The sequence below is a fragment of the Psychrobacter sp. 78a-MNA-CIBAN-0178 genome, assembly GCF_040309625.1.
GTDB lineage: Bacteria > Pseudomonadota > Gammaproteobacteria > Pseudomonadales > Moraxellaceae > Psychrobacter > Psychrobacter okhotskensis.
In genome coordinates this window covers 77,861-104,619 of record NZ_JBEOOZ010000002.1, presented here as the reverse complement: position 1 = coordinate 104,619, position 26,759 = coordinate 77,861, and the positions used below count along the sequence as shown (strand labels likewise).

Below are 26,759 nucleotides of genomic sequence, written 5' to 3'. Positions count from 1 at the left end.
AAAATAGATATCAGCAGTGTGTGATGGTTCGATATTATTTTTCACTGACTATATTTTATTATGAGTGCTTTTTAGCAGCTACTTTTTGACTACTAAAAAGAAGTACGACGATAGTTGCGGTATTTTGGTAACCAAAAATTGGCTTGTAATTGACGTTCTAAATTCTCTGCCGTGACAGGTAGCGCCAATTTATCTTCAATTGCTTGTCGTGCAACTGCGTAGGCTATTTTTTCACTGATCTCTCTAATGACTCTAATTGGCGGTAATATTGCACCTGGTGCTTTTTCATATTCCATAGATATATCTGCCAGTGCTTGGCTTGCGGCCATTAACATATTATCGCTGATACCCGTCGCACGTGAGGCTAACACTCCTAGGCCAATACCAGGGAAAATATAGCTGTTATTACACTGCGACACTTCGAAAGTCTGACCTTCAAAAGTGGTGTGAGGAAAAGGGCTTCCGGTTGCAATAATTGCGCGACCTTTGCTCCAATTGGTCACTTCTTGCGGCGTTGCTTCGACACGAGACGTTGGGTTTGAAAGCGGTAAGACAATGGGATGTTCAGTATTAGCACATAACGTTTCGATCACCTCTTGGGTAAACAGACCTTTTTGGCCACTGACGCCAAATAATACCGTTATTTTTGCTTGTTTCACCACTTGGGCTAAACCAAGCTTCTTACTTTTATCCCAATTTGCAATGGCCGATTCTTTTTGTACCAACGGTTCTTGGAATTTTTGTAGCTCTGTCATGCTATCAGTAAGTAGGCCATAACGATCCACCATAAATACTTGGCTACGCGCCTGCGCCTCCGTTAACCCTTCACGCTGCATTTGGCGAATGATATGCTCGGCGATACCGCAACCTGCAGATCCTGCACCCAAAAACGCTATTTTTTGTTCGCTAAGCTTTTGACCCTTATTTAAACACGCTGCAATCAAGGTGCCGACTGAAACAGCAGCAGTACCCTGAATATCATCATTGAAGCAGCATAATTGGTCACGATATCTATTCAATAATGGCGTCGCGTTCTCTTGGGCAAAATCTTCAAATTGCAATAATGCCTCTGGCCAGCGACGTTTGACCGCTTGAATAAACAAGTCTACAAACTCATTATAGTCATCACCAGAGATGCGTGGATTTCTCCAGCCCATGTACATAGGGTCGTCAATTAGCTGTTGATTATTGGTGCCGACGTCTAACAAAATCGGTAAGCAGTAAGCTGGGCTAATACCACCACAAGCCGTATATAACGCTAACTTACCAATGGGGATTCCCATGCCGCCAATACCTTGGTCGCCTAGGCCTAATATACGCTCACCATCGGTGACAACGATCACTTTTACGTTTTGTTTGGTGGCATTTTGCAGCATGTCATCGATTTTATGGCGCTCAGGATAAGAGATAAACAAACCACGTTTGCGGCGATAAATTTGCGAGAATTTTTCACATGCTTGACCAACCGTTGGGGTATATATGAGCGGCATGACCTCTTCAATATGCTGTTCAATTAGATGATGAAATAAGGTTTCATTAGTGTCTTGTATATTACGCAGATAAATATGCTTATCCATATCACTAGTGAATGAGCGCAGTTGATGATAAGCGCGCAGAGATTGCTCTTCAATCGTCTCAATGTTATGAGGTAGCAAACCTGTCAGATTAAAGCTATCACGCTCTTCTGATGAAAAAGCGCTGCCTTTATTTAGTAAAGGGGTTTCTAATAATGCAGGACCTGCAAAGGGAATATATAGTGGACGTTTGGTTTGCATAATAAAGTCTTCTTATTAATTATTAAAGGCGTATGGATGAAAAATCAATGGGTCAAATATTTTACTGATTTATTAGAGCGTGTTGAAAAAATCGTAGTGGTGAACTTGGTAAAACAGCCACTCTATGATGAGTGTATCATGACCAAAAAATTGCAGAGCAATAATGCGGAATTCAAAGCAGAAGCGGTCAAAAGAAGGCATGCTTGTCGTCACAGCAACCTATTATACTGGAGTGCTGACCGTTCTTGAAGGAATCAAGCCACTTAAACGCCAATTAAAAATAGCGGAAGAGAAATGAGAGATATTAAATAAGGAAGGATTAAGCTTCAAACAATTAACCTGAATATTTAACTATAGTCGATGTACTCTAAAAAGAACATAGCGCTACTGGGATGCTGTCTTTAAATATGGGTTGCGCAGCCTATGGGAACGCAGCACGTAAGTAACATTTATACCAGTAGCGCGTTTAAATTTATATAATCGTTTTATTTTTAATGAACTATAATATCAAACTATTCACTAGCGTAAATCATCAACGACCGCCAACATAGCAACTAGCGACGCTTCACCCAGTTTAGCAGAACGCTCTGGTGACCAGCCTGTATCCTCAAAAGGTAAATTATTATTGTCTTTAAACGGCATCTCTAAAGTATTGGCAAGGCAATCAAAACGTTCCGCCACCCAGTGAGTTGCGATAGTCATATTGGCCGTACCTGGCGCATCAATGTCATAGCCAACTTCGGACTGAAAATCAGCACTGGCTATCTTTAACACCTCGGAGAATTTATCGCGTAAACGGGCAAGGCGGTCACTATAACTTGGTGTGCCTTGCGACCCTGCTAAGAAAACATAAGGTAAGGCTTCATCACCATGCACATCATAAAATAGGTCAACGCCTGTCGTCTCCATTTTATTAATGACATGAAAGACTTCAGGGCTTTTTTCTAAGCTTGGATTGGACCATTCACGGTTTAAGTTCGTCCCGACAGCATTGGTACGCAGATGTCCACGCACACTACCATCAGGGTTCATATTGGGTACAATATAGACGTTCGCTTTTTCTAATAATAATTTAGCAGTAGCGTTATCACTGTCTAAGAGGCTATATAATAGTCCCTCAACCAGCCACTCAGCCATGGTTTCGCCCGGATGCTGACGTGCCGTGATCCAAATGTTGCGTTTATTGACCTCATTATTGCCATCGCTAATGTTAACTAAGGTTAAATCGCGCTTATCCAGCGTTTCGCCTAAATGTTCTAAGGTTACCAAGGGATGCGTTTGTACAGCTGCCAATAAGTCTTGATGACGCTCATAACTGTACGGGGCAAAGTAGGCAATTTGAATGGTATCGCATTCAAGCTCTACCGTTATGGTCAACTTGCCATCTGTATAAGAGGTTGGCAAACGGAACCAATACTCTCGATCATAGGAGGCAACCGCTTGGTAATTCTCCCAGCCTGCAAGGTAGGATGCCTGCCCTGCATTCACAATATTCAGCACATACTGCTCGCCCACTTCGCCTGATAAACGAAAGTTAAACCACTGAAAAAACTCTTCGCCAACGTCAGGACGAATCGCCAACTGAATATTGTTTTTATTGTCCAAGTTAATAACGTCAATATTACCCGCATCGAAATTTGCCGTGATATGCATAACTTTTCCTTCCTTCATTATTATCATCGTTTTTGAGACTGCTTACCTTTAAGCTGAAACAATAACAGTCTGGTTAACTCATCTGACTCTGTGTCTTTATGAGCTTAAATATAACATTTTTTCTTTAGATGTCGCCTCTTCTTTGCTGCCTCAGCGTGCTTTTTCAAGCATCACTGCCAAACATCGCTCTCAAACGTTATCCGCAAAAGATTAATCATCATTATCTTCTCAACTTATCGAGGTTAAGCCCTTCTCTTTTATATGCTCAGTCTTAAATAAATTTAAAAGACAGAAATCATTTCTCAGCCTCAAAATATAAGAAAGCCTGTCACGCTGGATACTTTATAGCGTGACAGGCTTAACAAAGGCATGTGCTCAATCTAAGTGATAATAACTAATTTACTGTAAATAACCATCTTCAGACATTAATTCAGGGGGAAGCTCCGTCTCTCCCAATGCTTCGAGCAGATTGATTTCGATGGTGCGGGATATAGCAGTGAGGGGCAAGTGATTGGCAGCAACGCCAAAAGGATCGGTAATTTCTTCATTGAGCGCATCTAAACCAAAAAAAGTATAGGCAATGACACCGCAAACCAAAGGAGTGACCCAGCCCAAAGATGTTGCCAAGCCAAAAGGCAGCATAAAGCAATATAGATAGGTGGTACGATGCACGAGTAAGGTATAGGCAAATGGCAAAGGCGTATTATGAATGCGCTCGCAAGCTGCCAATACTATCGTCATCGAGGTCACACGCTCATCCATGTTCTGTATCATAAGATCTGATGATAGCTGCTGGCGTCGACTATATCCGAGCTTTTTACCCATTAGGCGCAGTAGATACTCGGGTAGATTGCCTGCTTGGCGCATACTAATGTGATGCTCCGGCTCTACAAATCGCTCGACATCCTCCCATGGAGACGTCTTGCGAAGCCTGTGCCGCAGTGCGTGCGTAAAAGCAATCGTCAGATGAATCATAGACTGCTGTGTGTGGCGTCCAGTCTCAGTTTCATCATCTATAAAAGAGAGGACTTGGCGGGTAAAGCTACGAGCATCATAGACCAGTTGCCCCCATAAACACCGACCTTCCCACCAGCGTTGGTAGCTTGCATTGTTACGAAAGCCTAAAAACAACGATAAGGCGATACCAAGCAAGGTAAATGGCGCAGCACCATAAGAGGAAAAAGAGCTTGGAAACCAATGCTGAACCGCTGAAATGATGGCACTTAGTAGGGTAATCAGCAAAACTTGGGGGTAAATATGGGGTATGACAGAGCCGCGCAAAGTAAAAAGTATTCTGAATGCATTCGGTTTTTGCCAAACGATCATGAGAGCTTCCTATTAATATAATATTGGTACGCGCGGTATCAAATACATGATTTGATCGATGATGCGATTAGCCCATTTACACAGGCACTAGCGGCTGGGGTAATAATGACTGGCGATTTTAGCATTAAATCTTTTACCGCTGTTGAGGCAGTTGTGTAATAAGTAGAATACAGTTATTAAAAAATGGAATATTTAGGGCGTACGCCATAAAATTACCCCCATCAGTTGCATCCAACTGATGGGGGTAGGCTTAAATTCTTATATCAAATCTTTAGATCAAATCCTTTTTAGATAACGTAAAGGATTTGTAGGGCATGTCATCGTACCCTTCTTTAATAATCTACAGTGTAGCTCAAGCCGTAAGTTGTGCCCGAGGCAGGTAGACGATTCAAGTCGCCATAGGTTGTTTGATGATAGACCGTTAGATAATCCTTATTGAGTAAGTTATAAACCCCATAGTCTACTCGGCCTACTGGCATTTTTACTTGTCCCAAAACGTCTAGTGTCATATAACCTGTCACTGGCAATGCGCTAGAATCAGGGTCTTTCTGTTGATCCTTAAAGGCTTTATCATCACCGCCAATTGCTAACGCTTGTAGACGTACATTACTGCCTTCATCAAAGTTGTATTGCGCAAATGCGGTGCCTTTAAGTGGCGTCAAGCGCACGGCATCGAGCTCCAACCAATCGCCATCTTTGTCGTACTGACCACGGGTATAGGCGACACTGCCACCCACTTGCCATTGCTCATTAATATCGTGACTGAATGAGCCTTCTACGCCGTAGACACGCTCATCGGTATCGACCACTTCTACCGTATAGTCATTGGTAAAGCGTACCGTTTTGTCTGATTCGTTATAAAAACCGCTCAAGCGTGCCGCTGTATCACCGTGTTTTCCTTGCCAACCAAACTCATAGTTATTGGTTGCAATCGGTTGAACATTGTCTGAATTAACCACGAAACCGGCACGCACATCACGCAGTGCTCGCTGTATATCTGCAGTATCAAGACCTTGTGAAAAATTGGCAAACAATTGATCTTTCGGTGTTATCTGATAGCTGGTACCAAGATTGAAAAGTACTTTGTCATGGTCGGTGTTGCCTTTTTCTACGTCGCCTGCTTGATAGTCAATGCCATAAGCTGCACTTGTCCCGCTAATAGCAGAACTATTAAAATACTCTTCAAGCAGCTGCTCATAGATGGGCGTAAAGGTATCAGTCTCAGATTTTAGCTTTTGATAACGTACGCCAGCACTAGTATGCCACTTGTCGGTCAAGTCAACATCTGCATTGACAAAAGCACCCAATTTATCGATGGTAGTATCTGGCCCACCATTGTAAGTAAGCCCATTGGTTTGGGCGGTCAAGCCATTACTAGCAAGAAATATATTTAAGTCTTGACCATAGTAGGTCTGCTCACTGTTTTCGCGTTCGACATCCACACCATAACTAAACAGTGTGTTTTTGCCTGCGATTTCGGTTTCAGTTTGCATGGCTGCACGTAGACCCATCACTTCGATATCAGCTTCTGACTGGGTCACAAATACTGCGGCACTGGTAAGCTTGTTCACTGTGTTTTCGTTAGTCAAACCATTGGCCTGCCATACTTCAGCTGCTTGGGTTGCTGCACTCTTGGCAGAAGGATAAAAACGGCCTTTTTCATCTCTATAGTAGCCCGTTACACTTAAGCTAGAACCTGAACCCGCAAAATCATCATCACTATAATTTAAATTCACGGAGCTTTTTTCGGTATAAGGCTGGTTTTCTACGTTGGCGCCATCAATGGCTACTAAAGATGGGCTGGCACCATATAACACGGCTAAACCATCACCGTAGTCTGGGCCGTAGTCAGTATCTTGCTTATCTTTATAATAAGTCACTGCGAGATCAAGACGTTGGGTGTCCGTTAGCTCTATACCTAAGCTACCATTCACACTTAGTGATTCGGTATCTTGTTGATCCGTTTGGTTGACATCTGGGCTAACTCGATCGCCCTTGCTATCGAACTTTCCACCTTTGGTCTCATAATCAACATCTAAGCGTCCATAAGCCCGCTCGCCGCCATATCCTAAGGTTTGCCCTACATTATAGCCAAATGAATCTGAGTCAAAGTCGCGGCTACTACTAACGCCCACTCTGGTTTGTCTAATAGGGCCATAACCCACCAGAGATTTAGTCACAAGGTTAATCAGGCCACCTGACGCGCCAGCACCATAGATACTAGTGGCACCCGAAAGCACCTCTACCCGCTCAAGCTGTGACGTATCAATACTGTTAAGCTCACGTGAAAGACTGCGTGAACCGCTTAATGGCACACCATTTAGCAAAAACTGTACTGGACGGCCATGCATGGTGGTGCCGTAGTTACTGGTCGAACCACTACTGGTACCCAAGCTCGGAATCAGCTGTGCCAAGATGTCACCAGTGGTACGGTTGCCCGTCGCCTGCATCTGAATCTCGCTTTCAGTAATTACTTGCGTGACGGCTGGCATCTCACTAATCTTCTGAGCCAGCGCCGTACCCGTTCTGGCTTTAGCAGTGACATTGATAGTGTCTAAAGTCACATTGGGAGTCTCATCAGACACAGTACTTGAAGCCAGTTCCGCTGAGGTCTGTGCATCTAATACGGCATCCGCTTCATTGACATTGTTTTGTGCATATAATTGCTGACTAATACAAAGGGTGAGAACAGATAGAGCAACTTGATGATGGCGTTTCATATTCACTTCACTTAGTTGGAGGGTCAAATAGTGGTAAAAGTTATATTTAGCTAATAATACTGTGTGTACTAAGTTTGTGAATGATATTGTAAATGATAATCATTTTTATTTCTACAATTATTTACAGTATTGTGAATGCCATCCTTGGCTAAAAGAGCTTGCTTAAGCGTTGTTTAAGTAATGACTACTTAAAGAGTTGATCTAACTGATTATGACGATAAGCATCAAAAAATAGCTGAAACTTTATCTCATCTGCTTTGTGCTTGTTTTGGCAATCTAATAATAACTTCTGCGCCACGTCAATAGGCAAGATAAACACGCCATCATTATCCATAATGACGATGTCTCCCGAACGAATCGTCGTAATCTGCTCACCAAAGCGATAGCAAATATCGGACGCTAGCGTGCCTGGTGCTTGGTTGCTCTTGAAAGTGGTTATGGAACTGATACCTTGTGCAAACACAGGAAAGCCCAGCTGCTTAATTTGTACCGAGTCAGTTGCCTGCCCAATGACAATGACGGCTGATAGCTTCTCATAGATAGCCGCGCAAGTTCGCAGTGCTCCCCAACATGCTTTAATGCCTAATACTTGAGCATCAATACATAGCACATCATTTGGCGCTGCTTGAATCAATGCCTGATTGATCACATCCGTGTTGTCAGAGGTTAGCTGTACCGTTAACACTCGGCCGACTATGGTAGCCGTACAAGGATTCAGCGCTTTGATATCTGGCAAATACCCTTCCCCAGTCAGATGACCAATAGTCGATGTACCGATTTTTTTATAAATATTTATGAGTTTATTAATATCAACTTCGCTCATTTTTTTCTCATCATAATACGTTTTAGTTGGATATTATTTTTATAGCGCTATGAGCTAGATGTTTCTATTGACGCGCATAAAGGGGTTTATCGTCCTACTTTCTCCAGCTGGCATACTGCCATGAGGGTCAGAGCCACGTGCTATCACAGGCAGTAGCAATGTCTTATGCGGGTAGTGTGAGTTGCTCAATAACTCGTCACGAATAATCTGACGTTGATCATCATCAAAATCGATAGTCATCAACGCCTCCTCAATACTTGTCATTGCTTCACGCCATAGGGCATCCTCATTAATTTCGTAGTGCTCGACCAAGGATTCGATAATGGCGCGAATATTGACCAACAACCCTAATGACTGTAGATAGAATACCAGCGCTTGCGGCGTCTCTCGGTATAGCCGATTTTTAAAATCTGGCGGGCTCAGATAGTCAGGATCTGCGATTTGGTGGCGTGCCAGCCATGGTAGATAGATACGTACTGAATCATGATCACGCAGTAACAGACTGGTAAAACGATTATCTTTTAGCACGATAACAATATTTTGCCCATGCATCTCAGGCGCAAACCCTAAGCGTAAGCAGCGCAGCATCGTCCCCAAAAACACCTCACACAGATTGCTAAAGCACTTGATAACCGCTATTTTTTTATTCTGCGGCGAGCCTTCTTGAACACTGCTTTGACTACTATTCTGAATACCTTCCTGAACAATATCGTCAAAAATATGGTGACTGACACCTTGCTGATATACCAACATACCCAAGCTTGCCATGGGTAACAGTTGAATTGTATCGTCGCATAGATCTGCTGGTAGTTGGCGTAGCATCGCGCCTAAGTGCGTGGGTTTTCCTTGATAAAAGTAAGGATTGATTGAGCTTTTATCGTGCACATGAGACGGCGACATATAGCCCCACCAAAGACGTTCATCCCATAATCGTAGCTGCGCTGATAGTGCAGGGTCTAACGTTCTTGCCTGCATCAGTATGGCTTGGTTTTTTTCGCCATTGATCAGCTTAAGTGCTGGTAGATAGCGCTTTGAGTTCAGTGCATACACCCCTATAGGCAGCTTAATGCTATTCGGCGTATCCGCGTCAATCAGCATACTACGCATGGATGAGCTGGCATAAGTGATGAGCGTATCAAACTTGAGAGTGACAACTGTGCCATTAGCAAGATCGTCGGCATACATCTCATCAATTACATGAGTTATTTGCCAAGGGTGTACGGGCATCGCAATGTGCGTATCCACAATGCCTTTTTCGTCTAGCTCTCGCATCAAACTCTGCTGCTGCATAGTATCCAAAAGATAAGTCGCTGGATTTTGTATTGTCATGTCTTGAACATGCTCTGCCACCATGACATGGCTTTTGGCAATGGCGACCCATACCAGCTTAATGGGTTGGTTAAAATCTGCCATATAACGTTGGTATTCTGTTGCCGTAAAGCCCAATTTACCTTTTGCCAATGGATGAAAAGGACGATCCATCAACGATGCCCATTGCTCCGCTGCAATCAAGGTTTGATGCCAGTGCGGATGTTGACAAACTGCCGTCGTGATATTTGCAGTTGTTGATTGTTGCTGAGCTATAAAAGAAGCCTCTAAGCTTTCTTTTAGCTTTAAAACACCGACATCAGACAACGTGGCACTATCCATCATTGATAAAAAGATATCTAACAATTGCTGTGCTGAGCTTACTGGCTCTAGCAAAGCGCTATCTTTGTGATGCTTGTTATTGAGGATGCTATTAAGATCGTTATTAAAGTTGTTATTACGACTGTCATTGACACTGTGTATGACAGGCAAACAGGATTTAGATAGTCGCCATGGTGACGTGTAAGCAGGCTCGACCAGTAGTAATAACTGTCTATTTTGGTCAACTTTCATAACCATTAACGAGTTATCTTGGTCAAAGAAGTCTTGATACTGCTGTGGTAGTGATTCTAAAAATTGACGGGTATCTTGAGTTTTAGAAGCTTCATGAATTGATAGATAATATGTCGTTGTTGTCACTTGAATAAGTTGCTCATCCACCCATTGCTCTAATAGAAAACACTCTACTAAATGACTCATCAGCGACCATTGAATGGCCTCGATATCTGGCTCAGGATTTACATCAAGATGGCTGTTTTGCGCAGAAGTTTGCACAGGAAATAATGTATGCATCATTTCACCCCCGACTTTTAAACAATGGGTTATTAATGTATTTAATCGGGAATGCTTTGTCTCCGAATAATCGGCGCTTAGCCAATGACTCAATGCGAGTTTGCTTGGCAAATATATCAAACAAGCCGAACCGTATTTGATGCTCTGGATGGGAGGTTTGATAGTCAGTCACGCAGTCAGTAACCTGTTGCCAAAACGCCACTTCAGCATAGTGATAATGCGTCTGCATAAAAATCGCAATGTCTGACAACGCCACAAAAAATAAGCAAGCAACCGTCATATCCCGAATGCCATCGGTATCTTCGGTCTCGATAAATGAGCCTCTATTTAAGGCAGCATGAGCAGGTGGCAAGCTATAGAAATCTGGACGCAAGTGTTGTTGGGTTAAGTGCTCAGGTGAATAGCGAACCCCGTCATGCAAATCTTTTAATAATATTTTTACGGGATAGCCATCTTCATGTACCAAGATGATGTTTTGCGCATGGCACTCTAATGCCACACCATAACCAAATAAGACATGTAATAAAGGGGTGACAGTGACCTTAATTAACTGCGCAATCCATGTCTCTACGCCATATTTATCAAGCCAAGGTGCTATCAGATGCGAGCCGTCAGCATTGACATAACTGACACCATTGAGCGGAAATGCTACTTGCTCTTTTGATAGATACTGGTTCACGTTTTCTCGCCAAATCGCAGCCAGCCCGCCATACATATTTGGATGCTGATAGCCGCGCGCGCGTAACGCCTCATGGTCTAAACTGACGCCAACCGTCTCACCCAAAAACGCAATGGGTAATGCTTGGGCGGTCTTGTCGTCTGCAATCAGTTGATTTAACCAAGTAGTGACAACAGCAGCGTTCATCACGGTATGCTTTGCTAGTATTCGCGTGCTTGAGGTATTAATCAGATGCATACTTAGTTTTAGGTAGGCTTTATCATTAATAGTGTCATTGTTACCATTGTCATCGCTATTACCAAGTATCGTCAGTGAGCGAATAGACTGCTGAGCGCGGTATTGATGACCCGCGCTACCCAAATAGATAATCTCTTGCGTGGCAAGTAATGGTTGTAATGCTTGAATCAAGGTGTTTTGCCATTGCCAAGGATGCGCAGGTATTAGGCAATAGTCATTAGCCGTCTCATTTGCGATTGTAAGTACTTCTGTCAGTTTGGCATTAAGTGCAGCAAATTCATCAGTACCCACATAATCTTTCACCCATTCATTTATATCGATGCCGGTGGTGGTATTGCTCACCAGTAGCTGTTTTTTGACCGCCAACCACACCACACCGATATTTTGATCAAACTCTGGGCCATAGTCATAGTTATCTTGCAAATCAAAACCAATACGAGACTTAAAACACGGATGATAAGGATGCCCTGCCGTCAAATAGCCTTCGAGTTGCTCATAAGTGAGCGTATCAATAGGCACAGGTATGCTAGAAGCCAGTATCTGAGCTTGTGTTTCATTTACTAAGGTATGACGCAGCTCTTTAATAAAGCTGTCTTTGAGTTCTGCACCCTCAATGTTGAGCAAGATATCACTGATTACATGCTCAAGAATAGCGTCTTCGGCAACACCGTTAACCACTCGCTGCACATTCAAGTCATTTAAACGAATGATGTCAAAACTATAATGAATATGACCTTGCGCGGTATAGTTGACATCATTACCTGCTTTGATAACAAAATTCAGCAGCGTTTCATTACCAGTACTTTCATGAGTGGTGTTCGCACTTTCAGATTCAAACTCAATGATATTTTCATATAGCAATGCTTGTAGCAATTGCTTAATCACTCGTTGCTCAGCGCGTGCTATAATTTTAGAATCGACAGGCGCTTGCCACGGTTTATTTGCATAAGTGATATCAGCACTATGATTGCTATTATTGTTTTTGGTAGAGTTTGCTAGATGATTGGACATAGATATAAGCTTCCTGTCTGAAAATTGAATCAAGTAAAAGTATGAATTTAGATGCGTGCAAAGCGAATGATAATTATTTACATTAATAAGTTAAAGTAAACCCCGATACGGGGTGTTTGTTTATGGGGATCGTGGTAATTTGCACGCTGAAGGAATCGTAAATATCAAAATTACAGCGATAATTACCAATACTTCTTGGATCGCGCTTGCCGTGCTTTCTCGACTGCCTGCCGCTAATAATTGAGCGCCTCGACCATCTATATAAATAGTAGCCAATGCTATGAACAATGTAGAAACGATACGGCGACTGATGTTATTAAGCGCCGCCCCTTCAGTGACCGAGTCTTTGGGTAAACTACTAAACCCAACGGTAGTGGTTGGTAGGTATGCTAGACCCACTCCGACACCGCGCACGCACATAATCAGCATCAGTAGCCAAAGCGTGGGCTGATACAAGCACCACGCCAGCATAAAGGTAGACAGCGCACTAATCACAATTCCAAAAATGCCAATGCTTCTTGCACCGCGCCTGTCTACAATCTTGCCAGCGTAATGCGTGGTGATACTGGCTACGAGGGTCGCGACCATCAAGACAACACCTGTCCATAAAGCACTCTCGCCCATCACGTCTTGTATCAACACGGGTAATAACAAGAGACACAGCATCAAACCGACTGTTTGGGTAATGCTGATAATGGTACTGTGCAAATAGGTTTGATTACTAAACAAGCGCACGTTCAGTAATGGGTGACGCTGACGACGTTCATATGCCCACCAAACCATCGCGGACAGTAAAAATCCGACAGACAACAAACCCAACGTGGCTATCTCTAATAAACCATCATTGCTTGACAGACCACTAGTAAAATCTATTTTCAGTGTACTCAGCCAAACCATCATCGCGAGCAGCCAAATTAGTAAGCTGACAAATCCGATGGTATCGAAAGGGCTTTTTTTGTCATGTGAGCGCATGTCAGGTATTAACCACCACACCATCGCCATGACCGCCATACTAAGTGGTAACGTAATGGCAAACAATGTCCACCACGCAAACTGCTCAACCAAGTAAGCCCCGACCAAAGGGCCAAACGCTAATGACATCATAATAACAATGCCCCATAGCGCCATTACTCTGCCGTGCTGCTTCTGCGGATAAATCTGATATAGAATGCCAATAGACAGCGGGATAATCAGACCGCCACTCAGCCCTTGTATGGCTCTGGCAATGATGACAAAGCCCATACTGGACGCCAACATGCCAATGACTGAGCCTAGCATAAACCCGAAAATCGCGGCTAAATAAACATACTTGAAAGGAAACTTTTTGTTTAAGTAGCCACTCAGCATCAGCCCCACACTCATGGCCAAGACATAAGCATTTAGCACCCAGCCGCCCATCACAATGTCGACATCAAACACCGACATAAAGACAGGAATTGCTGGATTGAGCGCGCTATTACTAAAGCTGACCACCGTGCCGCCGAGTAGTAGTGTCAGTAACACTCGTTGTACTTGCTTGTCGTTCAAGCCATCGCTCTCCTCAAGGGCACTATTTGAAGACAGCTGTGAAGAAGGTTGCTCTGTAGGCAATTCACCTATAGGCGCTTCATTGATAGAGGTGTTGCTCATTAAGCGGTGGCACCATAAAAGCTGAGATATCCTCTAGATTCTAAGAACTCATCACGATTGCAAAAATACAAGGAGGCGGTCTTTTCTGGCATATCAATCAGTCGTTGCACTCTATAAGCGAAGCTATCTGCAATCCATTGGTATACTTCAACTTTGCTATCCGGCTCAACCACGATTTTTTTGGCTTCAGTATGCTCAAATATAAACTTACTAATCATCATCCCAGTTGGTTTTAGATAGCCTTTGCCAACCACCGCTGGATCGCCAAGCAAGATATGCCAGCCCATATCCGTCTCTTTGGCTTTGTAATACTGAGACAACCGGTCACGAGCCGTTTCATAAATCTCTGTATAGCCAATCGGCTCATCATTACAAAGTATGAGGTAAAGACGCTGATGGTCATCGGCAAGCATTTTTTCAAAATGGGTTTTTAGCTGCGCCATTGGTAGATGCAGCTGCCACTGATCAACCACATGTTCGGCATGCATCCATTGATATAGTAATGGCATGTCTTCTGGATAGCTGACAGGTCTCAATGCAAATGTCTTTTGATACGCTTCAATACTAAAAGTATCTGGCAGGTTTTGGGTGATGGTCGGCATGACTTGCTCCTAATTATTATTTTGTTAGATGATTAATATTCTCTAATATCGTTTCTGTTAAATATGAGTCTGATAAAGCACTACGCGCCAAAATTTTGAAACACTGTTAAGGCGTCGGTGTCATAAGTCTGCTCACCCGTCAACTGATTAATGATGCAACCTGCTCGGTACGCACCCAGTCCCAAGTCTGGAGCGCCAACGCCATGGGTATGCACCTCTTGGTTTTGCACAAAAATCTTGCCGTCAGTCGCCATCTCTTTTTGATACGTCAGCACATATTTCAGCACATAGTTTCGATCAATGATTGGCTGCTCAAACTCATCGTGTGCGATGCTAGGTAGTATCGTGTTTAAACACTCAGGCAGACCATAACGATAGCCTGTACCAGCAATCACACAATCATACTCAGCAGTAAAATCTTGATTTTGTTCACGCTGTCTACCTACTAGTTTTATGGTGCCTGTCGGCTCTGGCTCTTCTAGCATTGTTGTCAGCGTTGCCTCAACCACTTCACAGTTAGACAGCAACGTTGAATACAAGTCTTGATTGGTGATACTGCGCTCATAGAGACGATAATAAATATCTCGTATGGTCTCAAAGCCCATGCCTTTATAGAGCAGGTCTTGCTTGGCAGTGATTTGGGGTTTGGTTACTGAGTCTAAATGATAAAAGTAATCGGTATATGCAGGGCTAAAATGCTCCAAGCCTAATGGGGAGTATTCCATGGGGAAAAATCCTGCCGAGCGCGTCATCCAATCTAGCTGAAACTTAGGGTTGTCATTAGTACTATCATCGCCATCAAACTGTTGATCGAATAAGGTTCGATATACCTCTGCTGAGGACTGACCAGATCCCAATACCAATATTTTGGGTAACCCCTCTTCTACCTTACCGCTATTTGGCTTTAGACTATCTAAGTCAAAACTGTCTGCAAAATGGGCGGTGTGCATACAACGGTTGGGTGCTTGCTTGGCAATGTCTTGCAACGATAGTGGTAGCGTGGCCTGTGTGCCCGTGCCTATGACTAAATTTTTAGCATGATAGGTGTTTTGTATACCTTGCTCACAGACCGTCACGACAAACCCATCGTTACTGTCGTCAAACGCCACATCTATGACTGTCGCATCAAAACTCAGACTATCCAGCTGCCCTGCTACCCATTGGCAATAGTGGTTATACTCTTTGCGATAAATTTTAAATTCTTCTAAAAAGTAAAACTTAAGCAATCGCTGCTGAGTATGCAAATAATTTAGAAAGGAATACGGGCTGGTTGGGTCTATTAATGTCACCAAGTCTGCCATAAACGGCACTTGCAGTGTAGTATTCGGTAAAATCATACCTTTATGCCAATTAAACTCGGCTTTTTGCTCAAAAAATTTGGCCGTTACCTCTGTTTTCGTCAGTAATGCCGCTAAACTGAGATTGAATGGCCCGACGCCAATACCGATAATATCTAACACTGTCACCCCTTAGTGATTACTTTTATTCTACTGCTAGTTTCTGTCGTACGCTTATTTGTGCTTTCGTTTCGTGATATAAAAGGCTACGTCATCATAGGGTTTGGAATATCGACATAAATAGACTGGGTCTCAACAGGTGCGGTTAACTCATCCAGCGCATAGAGTCTGGTGAGTAGATTGCCCTTAAACGGCAATGTAGGGCTACGCAACAACAAGTCAAATAACGAACGATGCGGGTATTGTTGCTCTAACGCCATTAGACAATTTCTAAACATCGCAATTAATGCATCCTCACTCACAAGCTGAGTACGAGCAATGGCGGTAATAAGGCCAAATATGCTATTACCAACTAAATAATAGGCAAATCTTGAGTCAGCAAAGTCCTCTGGAATGACGCACTCTCCTTCGCTAATAAGCTCTGGATAAGCATCAATGAGCCGCGTAGCGTACTCTGCGATATAACCAAACCCTTGATTGTCTCTGGCCCAAAACTTAGTAGGATAGCCGTCTGTTAGCTCGATCAGACTGTTTTGCTGATGTACCTCAAACCCAATACCATGCTGATAATACATATGAATGAGCGGTATAAAACCGACTTGCAAATAAGTATCAAACCACTGGACAGCAATTTTATCCAACGGCTCGTCGGTGCCTTTATGAATAGACTTAAACAACGTTTCTAACCGGTTGGTGAGACGAGTCGGATGGTCTTGGCTTAAGCTAGCAAGATTGGTGACTTGCGTATCCTCTGTAAAAGGGTTGTCACGTAAGATACAAATAGTCTCATCAATAATTTTACCGTCGACACGTAAGGCAATCCAAGCAGGATCATTCAATACCGCAATCGTAGGGTACTCGGTTTTGAGCTGGGTACCATAGTCGCTACGCCAGATTCGGCAGGCATGCATCCCGCGTTTGCATTCTTTAGGCAGGTTAATCCGCACCGAATTGGTAATTGCTACAGACAACGACAGTTTAAACATCCAAGGCGCATCAAAGGCCGCTAGCGTGCGTACTGATGTTGTTGGGTGCAAATACCAACCGAGCTCACCCAAGTCAAACAATTGGCCTTTTTCTAGCAGCTTTTGATACCACGGCTGCTGCTGCAAAAACCTTGCTTGCCAAGGGTGCAGTGGCAACAGCTTATAGTCAGGATGCTCATCGACCAGTTGCTGTTGATAATGACTCATGCCAGCTGTTAGCTTTAGTTTGAGCGCTGTGGTAATGCTCTCGCCATCTACGAATTCTTCTGCAATGCAGCTGGGGTGCACCAGCCAATAATGCAGCTGGGTTTTGCTGCTGGTCTCGGGCGCATACTTTGCCCACTCGTCAGCATAAAACCCTGCACGGCCTTTGGGTGTGGGATGCATGGCATGACCGTAAATAAGGTTTTGTTCGGTCTGAATAAAGTCTTGCTGATAGTCAATAATGTCATCAATCTCATCATTGCGATGCTCTAAGATAATCTGTAGCCCTTCATAACTCTCAATCCAACGCTTTAATACCCCATTGGCATCTAGCATCGCTTTGTCTTTATAACGATGGACAATGTCTTCAATAATCAAAGATGCTAAGCTCATAGCAGAAGACTTTATCCATTGTTTGTTTTGCAATGAGCTATCCGTTTGCTTGTTTAATATAAGCGGCGTACCTGCAAAACGGTGCTGACCCAATTGGCTTACTCTATCGACAGGTACGACCATTACTGTGTTTAAAGGCGCTAACGTTAGCACTAATAGAGGCTTATTCTGTGAGGCCTGCTTCTGTATATCATCCTGCTGCTCTACGGCAATAATGTCACCGCGCCCAGTCTCAAAACAGTAAGCGTTGATTAGATTTTGTAGCGTGAGACGATCAAGCGTTTTATGCTGCATCATGTTGTTTCTTCCCATCAACTTTCGATTTGTCAGAATTGAGTTGGTTAAAACCAGCAATAGCCATCTGCTCAATGATGCCTGCAATATCATTGATGTGAGTACTGGGATTTAAAATGGTGAATTTAAGGCAAAGGCGCTGTTCAAACTGAGTGGTGGCCACATTGGCAATATTATTGACCAATAATGCTTGCGCAATGTGACGATTGAGCTGTGCTAGTTGGTCGTTAGATAGTGCAGCCTCTTTAGGGGTAAAATAAAACAAAACACTGCTAATGATGGGCTCATGTACCAGTACAAAATTGTCGTTGGCACCAATCAGCTGTGCCGCCTGCTTAGCGGTATCCAAACAGTTATCAATCAAGGTTGCATAGCCATCCGTACCTAGTAAGTCCAGAGCCATCCACAGCTTCAAGGCATCGAATCGGCGTGTAGTCTGTAAAGAGTACGTCACCAAGTTTGGGATATTGTCTTGTTCATCATCAGTAGAGTTTAGATACTCGCTATGATGGCGAATGCTCTCGAAATTTTGATTGTCTCGTAAGAGAAAAGCACCGCAGCTAATCGGTAAGAAAAAATGCTTGTGAAAGTCCAAGGTGATAGAATCAGCTTGATTCAGACCATCAATCAAGTGTTGATAGCGCTGTGATAATAGTAATGCCCCGCCCCATGCCGCATCGACATGTAGCCATATCTGTGCATCACGGCAAATTTTGCCAATAGCCATGAGAGGGTCAATAGCACCCAAGTCAGTCGTGCCAGCGGTTGCGATGATAGCCATCACATTGTCAGCGCCTAGCTGATTTATCTGATGTTGTAAGTCAGACACCAGCATGGCACCCGATGCATCGGTCGCTATTTTAATAACAGATTGTTGACCTATACCCAATAGTGCTGCATTTTTTTCGATAGAAAAGTGCGCTTGGTCTGAGCATAGAATACTACTAATAGGCTGACCGATCAGGCCGTCCTTTTGCACATCAACGCCTTTAGACTCATAGAACCTATTGCGTGCCAGCAGTAAACCCATCAGATTACTTTGCGTACCGCCACTAGTAAAAACACCACCAGAGTCGCTATCAGCCTGACTATCAAAGCTGTTATCGAAACTGTTATCAAAACCACTGCCAAACTGACATAATTTGCACAGCCATTTGATTAAATCTTTTTCGATATAGGTTGCTGCTGGGCTTTGATTCCACGAGTCCATACTCTGATTGGTAGCCGCGATAATCATCTCAGCAATCTGACCGATGACCAAGGTTGGCGGATGCAAGTGTGCCAAACAATTCGCATTGGCCGTCGAGACACAACTGGGTAAAAACTTGCTTTGAATATCAGCGAGTATCGTGTCGATGTCTCGGCCCTGCTCACGGATGCTAAAAGTATTGGTCGCTTGCACTTGTTGCGGTGTGCCGCCCAAATATACGTTATTGTCGTCTAGCCACTGTTTGATAACAGCGCTGGTTTTTTGCATATGCGTGACATATTGCTCACTGGTTTGTTGATTTAATAAATGCAAAATGTCCTCACCCGTCCTATCCTACGATGTTATAAATCATAGATAAGTGACTTGTTATTAGAGTTGTTATCAGAGTTTTTTTATAGATATGTGAATCATCCTAAGGCGTTGGCAACGCTATTGATTTTCTTCTAGCGCCATATCAAGCCTTTGCAAGACTTGCTGTAGCTCATCTTTGGTCACGTTAAGCGGTGGTAATAATCGCAGTACTGTGCCACCGCGTCCGCCCTTTTCAATCACTAGACCATGTTTAAAACACGCTTGCTGAATTTTGGCAGCCACATCGCTGTCTGCTGGATAGCTACCATCATTTTGCTTAGACAAGCTAGGGTTGATAATTTCTATACCAATCATGAGGCCTCGCCCTCTGACTTGACCAATGCTCGGATAACGCTGTTGAAGTGTCTTTAACTGTGACATAAACCATGCGCCTATTTCTAAAACATAGTCAGCGACATTGTTGTCGTTCAAGTAATTGAGGGTGGCAAGGCCAGTCGCCATTGCCAATTGATTGCCTCTAAACGTGCCAGAATGATTGCCCGCTTGCCATACATCGTATTGTCTTTTGATACCCAATACCGCAAGTGGCAAACCGCCACCAATCGCTTTTGACATGACGATCATATCGGGATCGATATCCGCGTGTTGATAGGCAAACCAACGTCCTGTACGGCAAAACCCTGTTTGTACTTCGTCGATAATCAGCATAATGCCAAGCTCTTTTGTCACTCGGCGCACATGCTTTAACCACTCAATTGGGGCAGGATTGACACCGCCTTCACCTTGTATAACTTCCAAAATAACGGCTGCTGGTTTGACCACGCCGCTCTCTACATCTTTTAAGAAGTTTTCGAAATAGTTCATATGGGCATGAATGCTTTGCTCAAAAGGCAAACCAAATGCACAGCGATACATATTGGGATAAGGTAAAAACTGTACCGAACTCATCAGACCTTCAATACCTTCTTTCGGTGCCAGATTCCCTGTGACAGCCAGCGCGCCATGCGTCATGCCATGATAACCGCCACTAAAACTAACAAGCCCTGAACGCCCAGTGACTTGCTTCGCCAACTTGATAGCCGCTTCTACCGCATCGGCACCCGTTGGCCCGCAAAACTGCAAACAATACTCGTCGCTATTGGTGCCAAGTAGCTCATACATAAATTGGCTAAATTTGTCTTTTAACGGTGTGGTGATATCCAATGTATGCATTGGTAGATTACTGTCTAACAGCGCTTTGATGCTTTCTATGACCACAGGATGGTTGTGTCCAAGTGCTAATGTGCCAGCACCTGACAGGCAATCTATGTAATCATTGCCTTCAACATCGGTAATCCATGCCCCTTTTGCCGATTGAATCGCAAAGGGCAGCTTGCGTGGATAACTACGAACCTTGGATTCAAACTTTGCTTGGCGATGTAAATAGCAGTCGTTATCAAGTGGTTCGTCTAAAAGCAGCGTGTCCATAGCATCAACCTTGTTGTTAGTAATCTTGAATAAACAATCAAACATAAACCTTACGTCTGAAAAGTCATTTTTATTGAAACATTGAATAATAATGTAAATGATAATCATTATCTTTAATGGGGTGTAGTATTTACTATCAGCAATTTGCTGTCAACTCATTTTTTATGATTTTCTGCAATGTTAAAGTCAATCAACTCACATAGCGATTTTTGAGCTATGTCTTTATGAGGCATAGCTGACAAACGCAGCTGAGTTAAGAATTTATCCTAACCTGCGTTTGTCATTATGAAATATCTAGGGCGTGTTGAACATTCACAAGATGTCACTGCCACGGTCAAAAGATCAAACACGCCCCGATCAAAGCAGAAAACTATCGGCTCACTGCGACTGGCACTTTACGAATCAGCCATAAGAAATATCCACCACCGATAATGGCAGCAATGGTACCCGCAGGCAGCTCATAGGGGAAAATGACATAACGTCCAATCCAGTCTGCTATGACCATCACCCCTGCGCCTAACAAAGCCGCTAAAGGTAATTGGCGCTCCAGCCTCACAGCTCCGAGTGATGTCGCCAAGTGCGGCACCATTAGACCAATAAAACTTAATGGCCCGACCGCGAGTGTACTGGCCGTACTTAGCGCTGCTACCAATACCAATAGCGCGAGCGTCACTGGTGTCACTGCCACTCCCAAATTACGAGCGATTCCTGTACCCAAACCAAGTACGCGCAGCGGTTTGATAATCAGCAAACTGAGCGCAAATAAAATAAGAGCAATAGCAATAAGATACCAGACCGTACTCGGCTGGGCGCTATAAGTCGTCCCCGATAGCCAACTGAGCATCGCTTCTAGGCGCGGGTCACCAGATAACTTGACCATATGCATTACCCCATCCATCATCGCGGCAATACCGATACCCACCAATAATAGATAGCCTGAGCTTACCTTGCGTGCTAGCCAAATGATCAGCAATAGTACAGCCATAGCACCTGACAGTCCTGAAATCAGCAACGTCCCTGCCCCAGCGGACAACCCCAAGCTTGGTAACAGCAAAAATCCTAAGATGACCCCAAGCGCCGCCCCCGAGCTGACCCCTAAAACCTCGGGGCTTGCCATCGGATTGCGGGTGAGCGTTTGCAATAGTACGCCAGCGATAGCCAACATAAGACCTGTTGCCGCCGCGCTCAAACTGCGTGGCAATCGATACTGCTGGGTAATCACCCAATCAGTACTAAGCCCCCAACCGTTAACGTCTTGGACAAAAAGACAAGCCAACATGATAAGTGCGAGCACGCTGATGCCCCAGCGCCAAAATGCAATAGACGTATGCTTGCCGGTAAGCATTGGTGTCACGGTTTCTATACGCTCACGGCGCTGGCGTAAAATCAGCCAAATAATCAGTGGCGCACCAAGAATACCTGTCAGCGCTCCTGCTGGGATTTGCATATCGAGTATCGGCTCTAACAGTAGCGCGACATTACTGGTCAGCCATAACAGCAGCGCACCTAGGGCAAAAGCTGCTGCCAAGCGTTTGCTAATGGAGGAGATACCCAGCGCATTGACCAAACTGGCAGCACCCAGACCAATAAAACCAATCAGACCCACTTCACTGATGACCAAAGCCGTTACGATAGCCACAATGAGCACTACTAATGCACGTATACCATTAATAGGCACACCCAACCGCTTGGCTTGCAAATCATCCAAACTCATTAGGGTTAATGGTTTTAGCAGTGGCAGACAGACGAGCGCCATTACGACTGCCGTGATCGCCAGTATCGTACTGGTATGCCAGCTATTTTGTGCCAAAAAGCCAGCCGCCCATGACAACATACCATTACTACGCTCAGCGAAAAACAACACTAGTACATTAGCAACGGCAGCGAGCAAAATATTCACCACCAGACCCGCTAATATGAGAATCAAAGGATTAAAACGACTCGGTGCGGATAAAGCAAATACCAGCCCCATACTGATGAGTGCGCCGACGAAGGCCACATAAAGCCCACCATAAATCGCCAAGCTTGGCAGAAATAGCGTCACGATAAGCATGGCTAATTGCGCACCAACACCGACGCCCAATGTGGTGTCTGAGGCCAATGGGTTTTTGACCAATTGCTGCAGCAAAATACTGACAACGCCCAGCAGTCCCCCTGCCAATAGCGCCACTATACTGGTCGCTACTATATGCAGCTGCGTCGCAAGACTGGTAATATCCAATTGCGCGCTGGGTATCAATAAGTCGCTAACAGGCCGCGTCCACTCTTGATCTATTAATGCCCAGACGCTCCATAGTGATAAAATCGTGAGGCTAAAAAGCGCCGCCCATAATCGTCCTGAACTGGCAGTAGAGGAAGTGTTTTGCGGTCGAGGTGACTTTGGTGATGGGTTTGGTAACGGATTTGATGAGAGCTTAGATTGTGCTTTTTGCGAGTTTGAAGGCTGTTGTGATAGATCAGAAGACTGTGATGAAGAGAGCGAAGTCATAGCATTGCCGTGATGGGTCGTATTGATTGTCATTATGCCGCTCCACCTTTTAACACTACGGTTGATAAATTATCCGCCAAGCTGACCAATGACGACATACCACCATAAATCCATACGGGTGGTAGCTCACCCACACAGCGTGTATCGCCATAGCCTAAACGTTGCCAAACCAAACTATCCTCTATCTCAGCCCGTGTTATCGGACTCAGCGGTTCTATGATTAACAGGCAGGTATCCTCATCTAGTTGTGCCAAGTCACCCATTCGTATGGGCACAAAACCCCAGCTGTTTCCTTTACCTAAAACCACAAGCTCCTTATCCATTTTGTCAAAAGCAGGTTTGAACAAGCTATTGGCCACATACATGCGCATATTATTGGCATCGGCAAACTGCACAACGGCGAATTTCTTCACTTTAGGATAGCGCTTTTTAAACCGCTCACCGGCCAGATTGATGTCTTTCTGACTTTTTGCAATATAGTCTTCAGCTAATTTAGGATTGTCAATCAGCTCACCCAACTTGCGGGTCGGCTCAGTATAATCTGCCCAAGTCGCGGTATCGCCTTTGGCTGCGAACATGACAGACTCAGCGGGCACGTCCCCATAGAGACTGCGCGCATGCTCATAAAAAAAGTTATCCACGACCATATCAACAGGCAATTGGGCAATGAGTTCCGCATTGGGTTGATAGCGAATGCCCAAATCAATGATTGAGCTTGGCAGTGTAGGCTTACCCACCCACCTGTCCCAGACCCTAACATCGCCAGTAGCAATCGGCGGATAACCCATAGCGGTCAAGGTCGCCGCATTACCCCAGTCAGGGGATACGATATTAATGGTTTTGTTAGTATGATTGGTTTTGCCAGTATGGTTGTCTGCTTTTAGAGCATTCTTAGAATGTGGCTCATCAAGTTGGTCAGCGCTTTGTGCAGTCGTTGCATTATTACAAGCCGTTAAAGCTAAACATACTGAAACCGTTAGCCATTTTAGGGTTGCTAGCGGCACAACAGTTGATAGCTTGGATAGTTTGGACGATTTATACTTATAAAAAACAGGACGCATAGAAGCATATCTTTGTAGGCGAGTTAAGAAGAAAGAGCAAATTGAATAGCAAGTTAAGTACCGAGTGCTAAGCCACTGCGACGGGCTGACCAGTAACTGGATGACTGAGTAATTGCATATCGATATTGAATATATCGTGCAATATTTTGGGTTGCATAGTGCTGGACACATCACCGTTATGACAAACACGACCGTTCTTTAGCGCAATGATTCGATCTGCATACTGAGCGGCTAAATTAATATCATGCACAATGATGACCACACTCAAACCTTGCTCATCGACTAAACGACGAATAAGCTGGATGACCTCGATCTGATAGTGAATATCAAGGGCAGCCAGTGGCTCATCAAGTAACAAATATCTGGTATCTTGCGCCAGACACATCGCCAGCCAAGCTCGGGCGCGCTCACCTCCTGAAAGTGTGGCAGTAACACGGTCGGCGAACGCATCTGTTTGGGTCACTCTCATCGCCTGCGTGACTTTATTTTTATCGATTTGGGTTGGCTTTTGTAGCCATTTTTGATGCGGATAACGACCTAGCATGACCAGCTCACGTATGGTAAATCCAGCCGCTTCAGGCAACTGCTGCGGCAGATAAGCCATTTGCCGCGCCAACTCTTTACTGCCGTAATCTCTAATAGATCGCTCATCCAGAGTGATGCTACCGCTACTGCTGCTCATCTCGCCTGCCAAAGCTTTAATCAAAGTCGATTTGCCCGAGCCGTTATGCCCTACCAGTGCGACCAATTGATTGCTGGCAATCTCACAGCTCACGTTGTCTAGTAAAGTATTTCCTTGACGACTGATAGTTAGTTGGTTTGCACGTAGCATATAGGCACTCGTTGTTAATGAAATTAATGGTCAGTAAGATTGTTGTCTGTAAATTGATATAACAATAAAAACCGATTTTACTCGCAAACAATAATAAAAACAATTATCATTACCAAAAAATCACTGACTCTATATCCTAATTCACTGTTGCTTGTGAGTATTACTATGACAGCACCTCTTTTAACTACTAACAAAAGCGTACATAACCAAGTACGCCCCTATACCTTAATGAATGACCCTGAAATATCGAACATTATTGCCCATCTTAATGAAGAGCATCTTGATGAGCTACTTGGGTTTATTAGGGTGTTTACGCCGCTATCTTTAGATGAGTTAAATAACATAGACGTGCAGTTAACCGCTATCTACTCTGAGGGTGTGGCGTTACAAGTACAGCCCAAAAATCAAGAGCAACAGCCCACAGACTCTCAAGATAAAACCCTTTATGATCAGACTTTTTTTATTGCTTTTGCAACCCCCATTACAGAGCCTGATGAGTTACAAACTCAATATATTTTGCTCAAACAAAAAGCGGATAAAAAGCTGGGTAAGAAAAGCATCAAATTAACCAAGCAGACCTTTATAGTGCAGGACAGCTACAGAGTCAGCAAAAATATGCTGCGTCTTACACTGAACGTGCCAACATTAAACGTTCCCGCATCGAGTGAAAATGACCCATCAAACACCAACCCAACCTCGATACCCATTAATGAGGCCGGTTACGCGTATTTGTTTGATTTAGAACACAACGTCATTGTTAGTGATAGCATAAACAGTATAAAAGACAGCTCGCACCCCGCTCGTCAGCATTGCTATTACACCCTAAGAAAGGCATGGCAAAGCTCTGATGGTGTGCAAGCATGGGTCGATGTCTTTGTTCATGGCAATACCCCGGGCGGGGATTGGGCGACAGCCTTGCAGGCAGGTGATACGGTTATCACTAAAAGGGAGTTTCCAGAAAAGGTTGAGCATTTACTTGATGGTCAAGCGCTACTGATCGTTGACGAGACTTCAATGCCAACAGCTGCACGTTTGCTAGAGCTTTGGGACAACCCTAAACCGCCACTGGTTGTATGTGTCACGCAAGATGTAGCCGATCAAAGCTATTTTGATGACATCAAAATGAACGACGACGTTGAGGGCGGTACGGATCGAAACTTTACCGTACTACCTATCGTAACCAGCTCAATAAACTCAGAGCAGAGTTTAGCCACAGTGATCGATAGTAAGCTAAGCGATTACTTGACTCAACATCCATTGCAAATTGATAAGGTATGGGGCGCACTAGAGGCTAGCACGGTGAAAGCGCTCCGACCTATGTTAAGAGAGAGGTTCGAGCTCAGCCGTGCAGAAGTCGTTGTGAAAGTGTATTGGCGTCAAGACTGAGTCGACATAAATATAGTGTGGGTTGAATGAAATAAAGATTTTGAATGACAGGAC

18 protein-coding genes are annotated in these 26,759 nt (G+C 44.1%); 2 read left to right on the top strand and 16 right to left on the bottom strand.

Annotation, left to right across the window (positions count from 1 at the left end):
- Window positions 1–92: 92 nt before the first annotated feature.
- A complete protein-coding gene (locus AAEY80_RS02185) occupies window positions 93–1,775 on the bottom strand; it encodes an NAD-dependent malic enzyme (protein WP_025650720.1) in 1,683 nt (560 codons plus the stop codon).
- 36 nt (window positions 1,776–1,811) lie between these two features.
- On the opposite strand from AAEY80_RS02185, the gene AAEY80_RS02180 reads away from it, so the two are divergent.
- Complete coding sequence (locus AAEY80_RS02180; protein WP_201566069.1) at window positions 1,812–2,024, top strand: hypothetical protein; 213 nt, start codon at window positions 1,812–1,814, stop codon at window positions 2,022–2,024.
- A gap of 270 nt (window positions 2,025–2,294) precedes the next feature.
- Here the strand turns inward: AAEY80_RS02180 and AAEY80_RS02175 are convergent, their stop codons facing one another.
- The 15 genes from AAEY80_RS02175 to AAEY80_RS02105 all read right to left on the bottom strand — a co-directional run bounded on the left by AAEY80_RS02175 (window position 2,295) and on the right by AAEY80_RS02105 (window position 25,319).
- Window positions 2,295–3,428 carry a M14 family metallopeptidase gene (locus AAEY80_RS02175; protein WP_173239890.1) on the bottom strand — a complete coding sequence of 378 codons (1,134 nt, stop codon included), beginning with the start codon at window positions 3,426–3,428 and terminating at the stop codon, window positions 2,295–2,297.
- Window positions 3,429–3,827: 399 nt separating this feature from the next.
- Window positions 3,828–4,754 (bottom strand): bestrophin family protein, encoded by a 927-nt coding sequence (locus tag AAEY80_RS02170; RefSeq protein WP_025650724.1) that lies wholly within the window; start codon window positions 4,752–4,754, stop codon window positions 3,828–3,830.
- A 332-nt stretch (window positions 4,755–5,086) separates the two neighbouring features.
- A complete protein-coding gene (locus AAEY80_RS02165) occupies window positions 5,087–7,474 on the bottom strand; it encodes a TonB-dependent receptor (protein WP_201566068.1) in 2,388 nt (795 codons plus the stop codon).
- A gap of 184 nt (window positions 7,475–7,658) precedes the next feature.
- Entirely contained in the window at window positions 7,659–8,297 is a 639-nt protein-coding gene (locus tag AAEY80_RS02160) for an RraA family protein (RefSeq protein WP_201566067.1), read from the bottom strand.
- A 54-nt stretch (window positions 8,298–8,351) separates the two neighbouring features.
- Window positions 8,352–10,460 (bottom strand): IucA/IucC family protein, encoded by a 2,109-nt coding sequence (locus AAEY80_RS02155; RefSeq protein ID WP_201566066.1) that lies wholly within the window; start codon window positions 10,458–10,460, stop codon window positions 8,352–8,354.
- Window position 10,461: 1 nt separating this feature from the next.
- A complete protein-coding gene (locus tag AAEY80_RS02150) occupies window positions 10,462–12,384 on the bottom strand; it encodes an IucA/IucC family protein (protein WP_201566065.1) in 1,923 nt (640 codons plus the stop codon).
- A gap of 120 nt (window positions 12,385–12,504) precedes the next feature.
- Window positions 12,505–14,013 carry an MFS transporter gene (locus AAEY80_RS02145; protein WP_201575750.1) on the bottom strand — a complete coding sequence of 503 codons (1,509 nt, stop codon included), beginning with the start codon at window positions 14,011–14,013 and terminating at the stop codon, window positions 12,505–12,507.
- Window positions 14,013–14,615, bottom strand: coding sequence for a GNAT family N-acetyltransferase (locus AAEY80_RS02140; protein ID WP_201575748.1), 603 nt, complete (start codon window positions 14,613–14,615; stop codon window positions 14,013–14,015). Before AAEY80_RS02140 ends, AAEY80_RS02145 begins: the two co-directional genes overlap by 1 nt.
- A gap of 80 nt (window positions 14,616–14,695) precedes the next feature.
- Entirely contained in the window at window positions 14,696–16,075 is a 1,380-nt protein-coding gene (locus AAEY80_RS02135) for a lysine N(6)-hydroxylase/L-ornithine N(5)-oxygenase family protein (protein ID WP_201575747.1), read from the bottom strand.
- 83 nt (window positions 16,076–16,158) lie between these two features.
- Window positions 16,159–17,952, bottom strand: coding sequence for an IucA/IucC family protein (locus AAEY80_RS02130; RefSeq protein ID WP_201575746.1), 1,794 nt, complete (start codon window positions 17,950–17,952; stop codon window positions 16,159–16,161).
- Window positions 17,939–19,471: a pyridoxal phosphate-dependent decarboxylase family protein gene (locus AAEY80_RS02125; RefSeq protein WP_201575745.1), complete on the bottom strand. Its 1,533-nt coding sequence runs from the start codon at window positions 19,469–19,471 to the stop codon at window positions 17,939–17,941. The genes AAEY80_RS02130 and AAEY80_RS02125 overlap by 14 nt, the downstream gene beginning before the upstream one ends.
- Before the next feature lie 117 nt (window positions 19,472–19,588).
- The gene (locus AAEY80_RS02120) at window positions 19,589–20,938 is read right to left on the bottom strand and encodes a diaminobutyrate--2-oxoglutarate transaminase family protein (RefSeq protein ID WP_201575744.1); all 1,350 of its coding nucleotides are present in this window, start codon (window positions 20,936–20,938) and stop codon (window positions 19,589–19,591) included.
- A gap of 370 nt (window positions 20,939–21,308) precedes the next feature.
- Window positions 21,309–23,459: a Fe(3+)-hydroxamate ABC transporter permease FhuB gene (gene fhuB / locus AAEY80_RS02115; protein ID WP_227687548.1), complete on the bottom strand. Its 2,151-nt coding sequence runs from the start codon at window positions 23,457–23,459 to the stop codon at window positions 21,309–21,311.
- The gene (locus AAEY80_RS02110) at window positions 23,459–24,487 is read right to left on the bottom strand and encodes a TroA family protein (RefSeq protein WP_201575743.1); all 1,029 of its coding nucleotides are present in this window, start codon (window positions 24,485–24,487) and stop codon (window positions 23,459–23,461) included. Before AAEY80_RS02110 ends, fhuB begins: the two co-directional genes overlap by 1 nt.
- 67 nt (window positions 24,488–24,554) lie before the next feature.
- On the bottom strand, window positions 24,555–25,319 hold the full coding sequence (locus tag AAEY80_RS02105; protein ID WP_201567902.1) for an ABC transporter ATP-binding protein: 765 nt from the start codon (window positions 25,317–25,319) through the stop codon (window positions 24,555–24,557).
- 165 nt (window positions 25,320–25,484) lie between these two features.
- On the opposite strand from AAEY80_RS02105, the gene AAEY80_RS02100 reads away from it, so the two are divergent.
- Window positions 25,485–26,705, top strand: a complete 1,221-nt coding sequence (locus tag AAEY80_RS02100) for a siderophore-interacting protein (RefSeq protein WP_201575742.1) — start codon at window positions 25,485–25,487, stop codon at window positions 26,703–26,705.
- The last annotated feature ends 54 nt before the right edge of the window (window positions 26,706–26,759 follow it).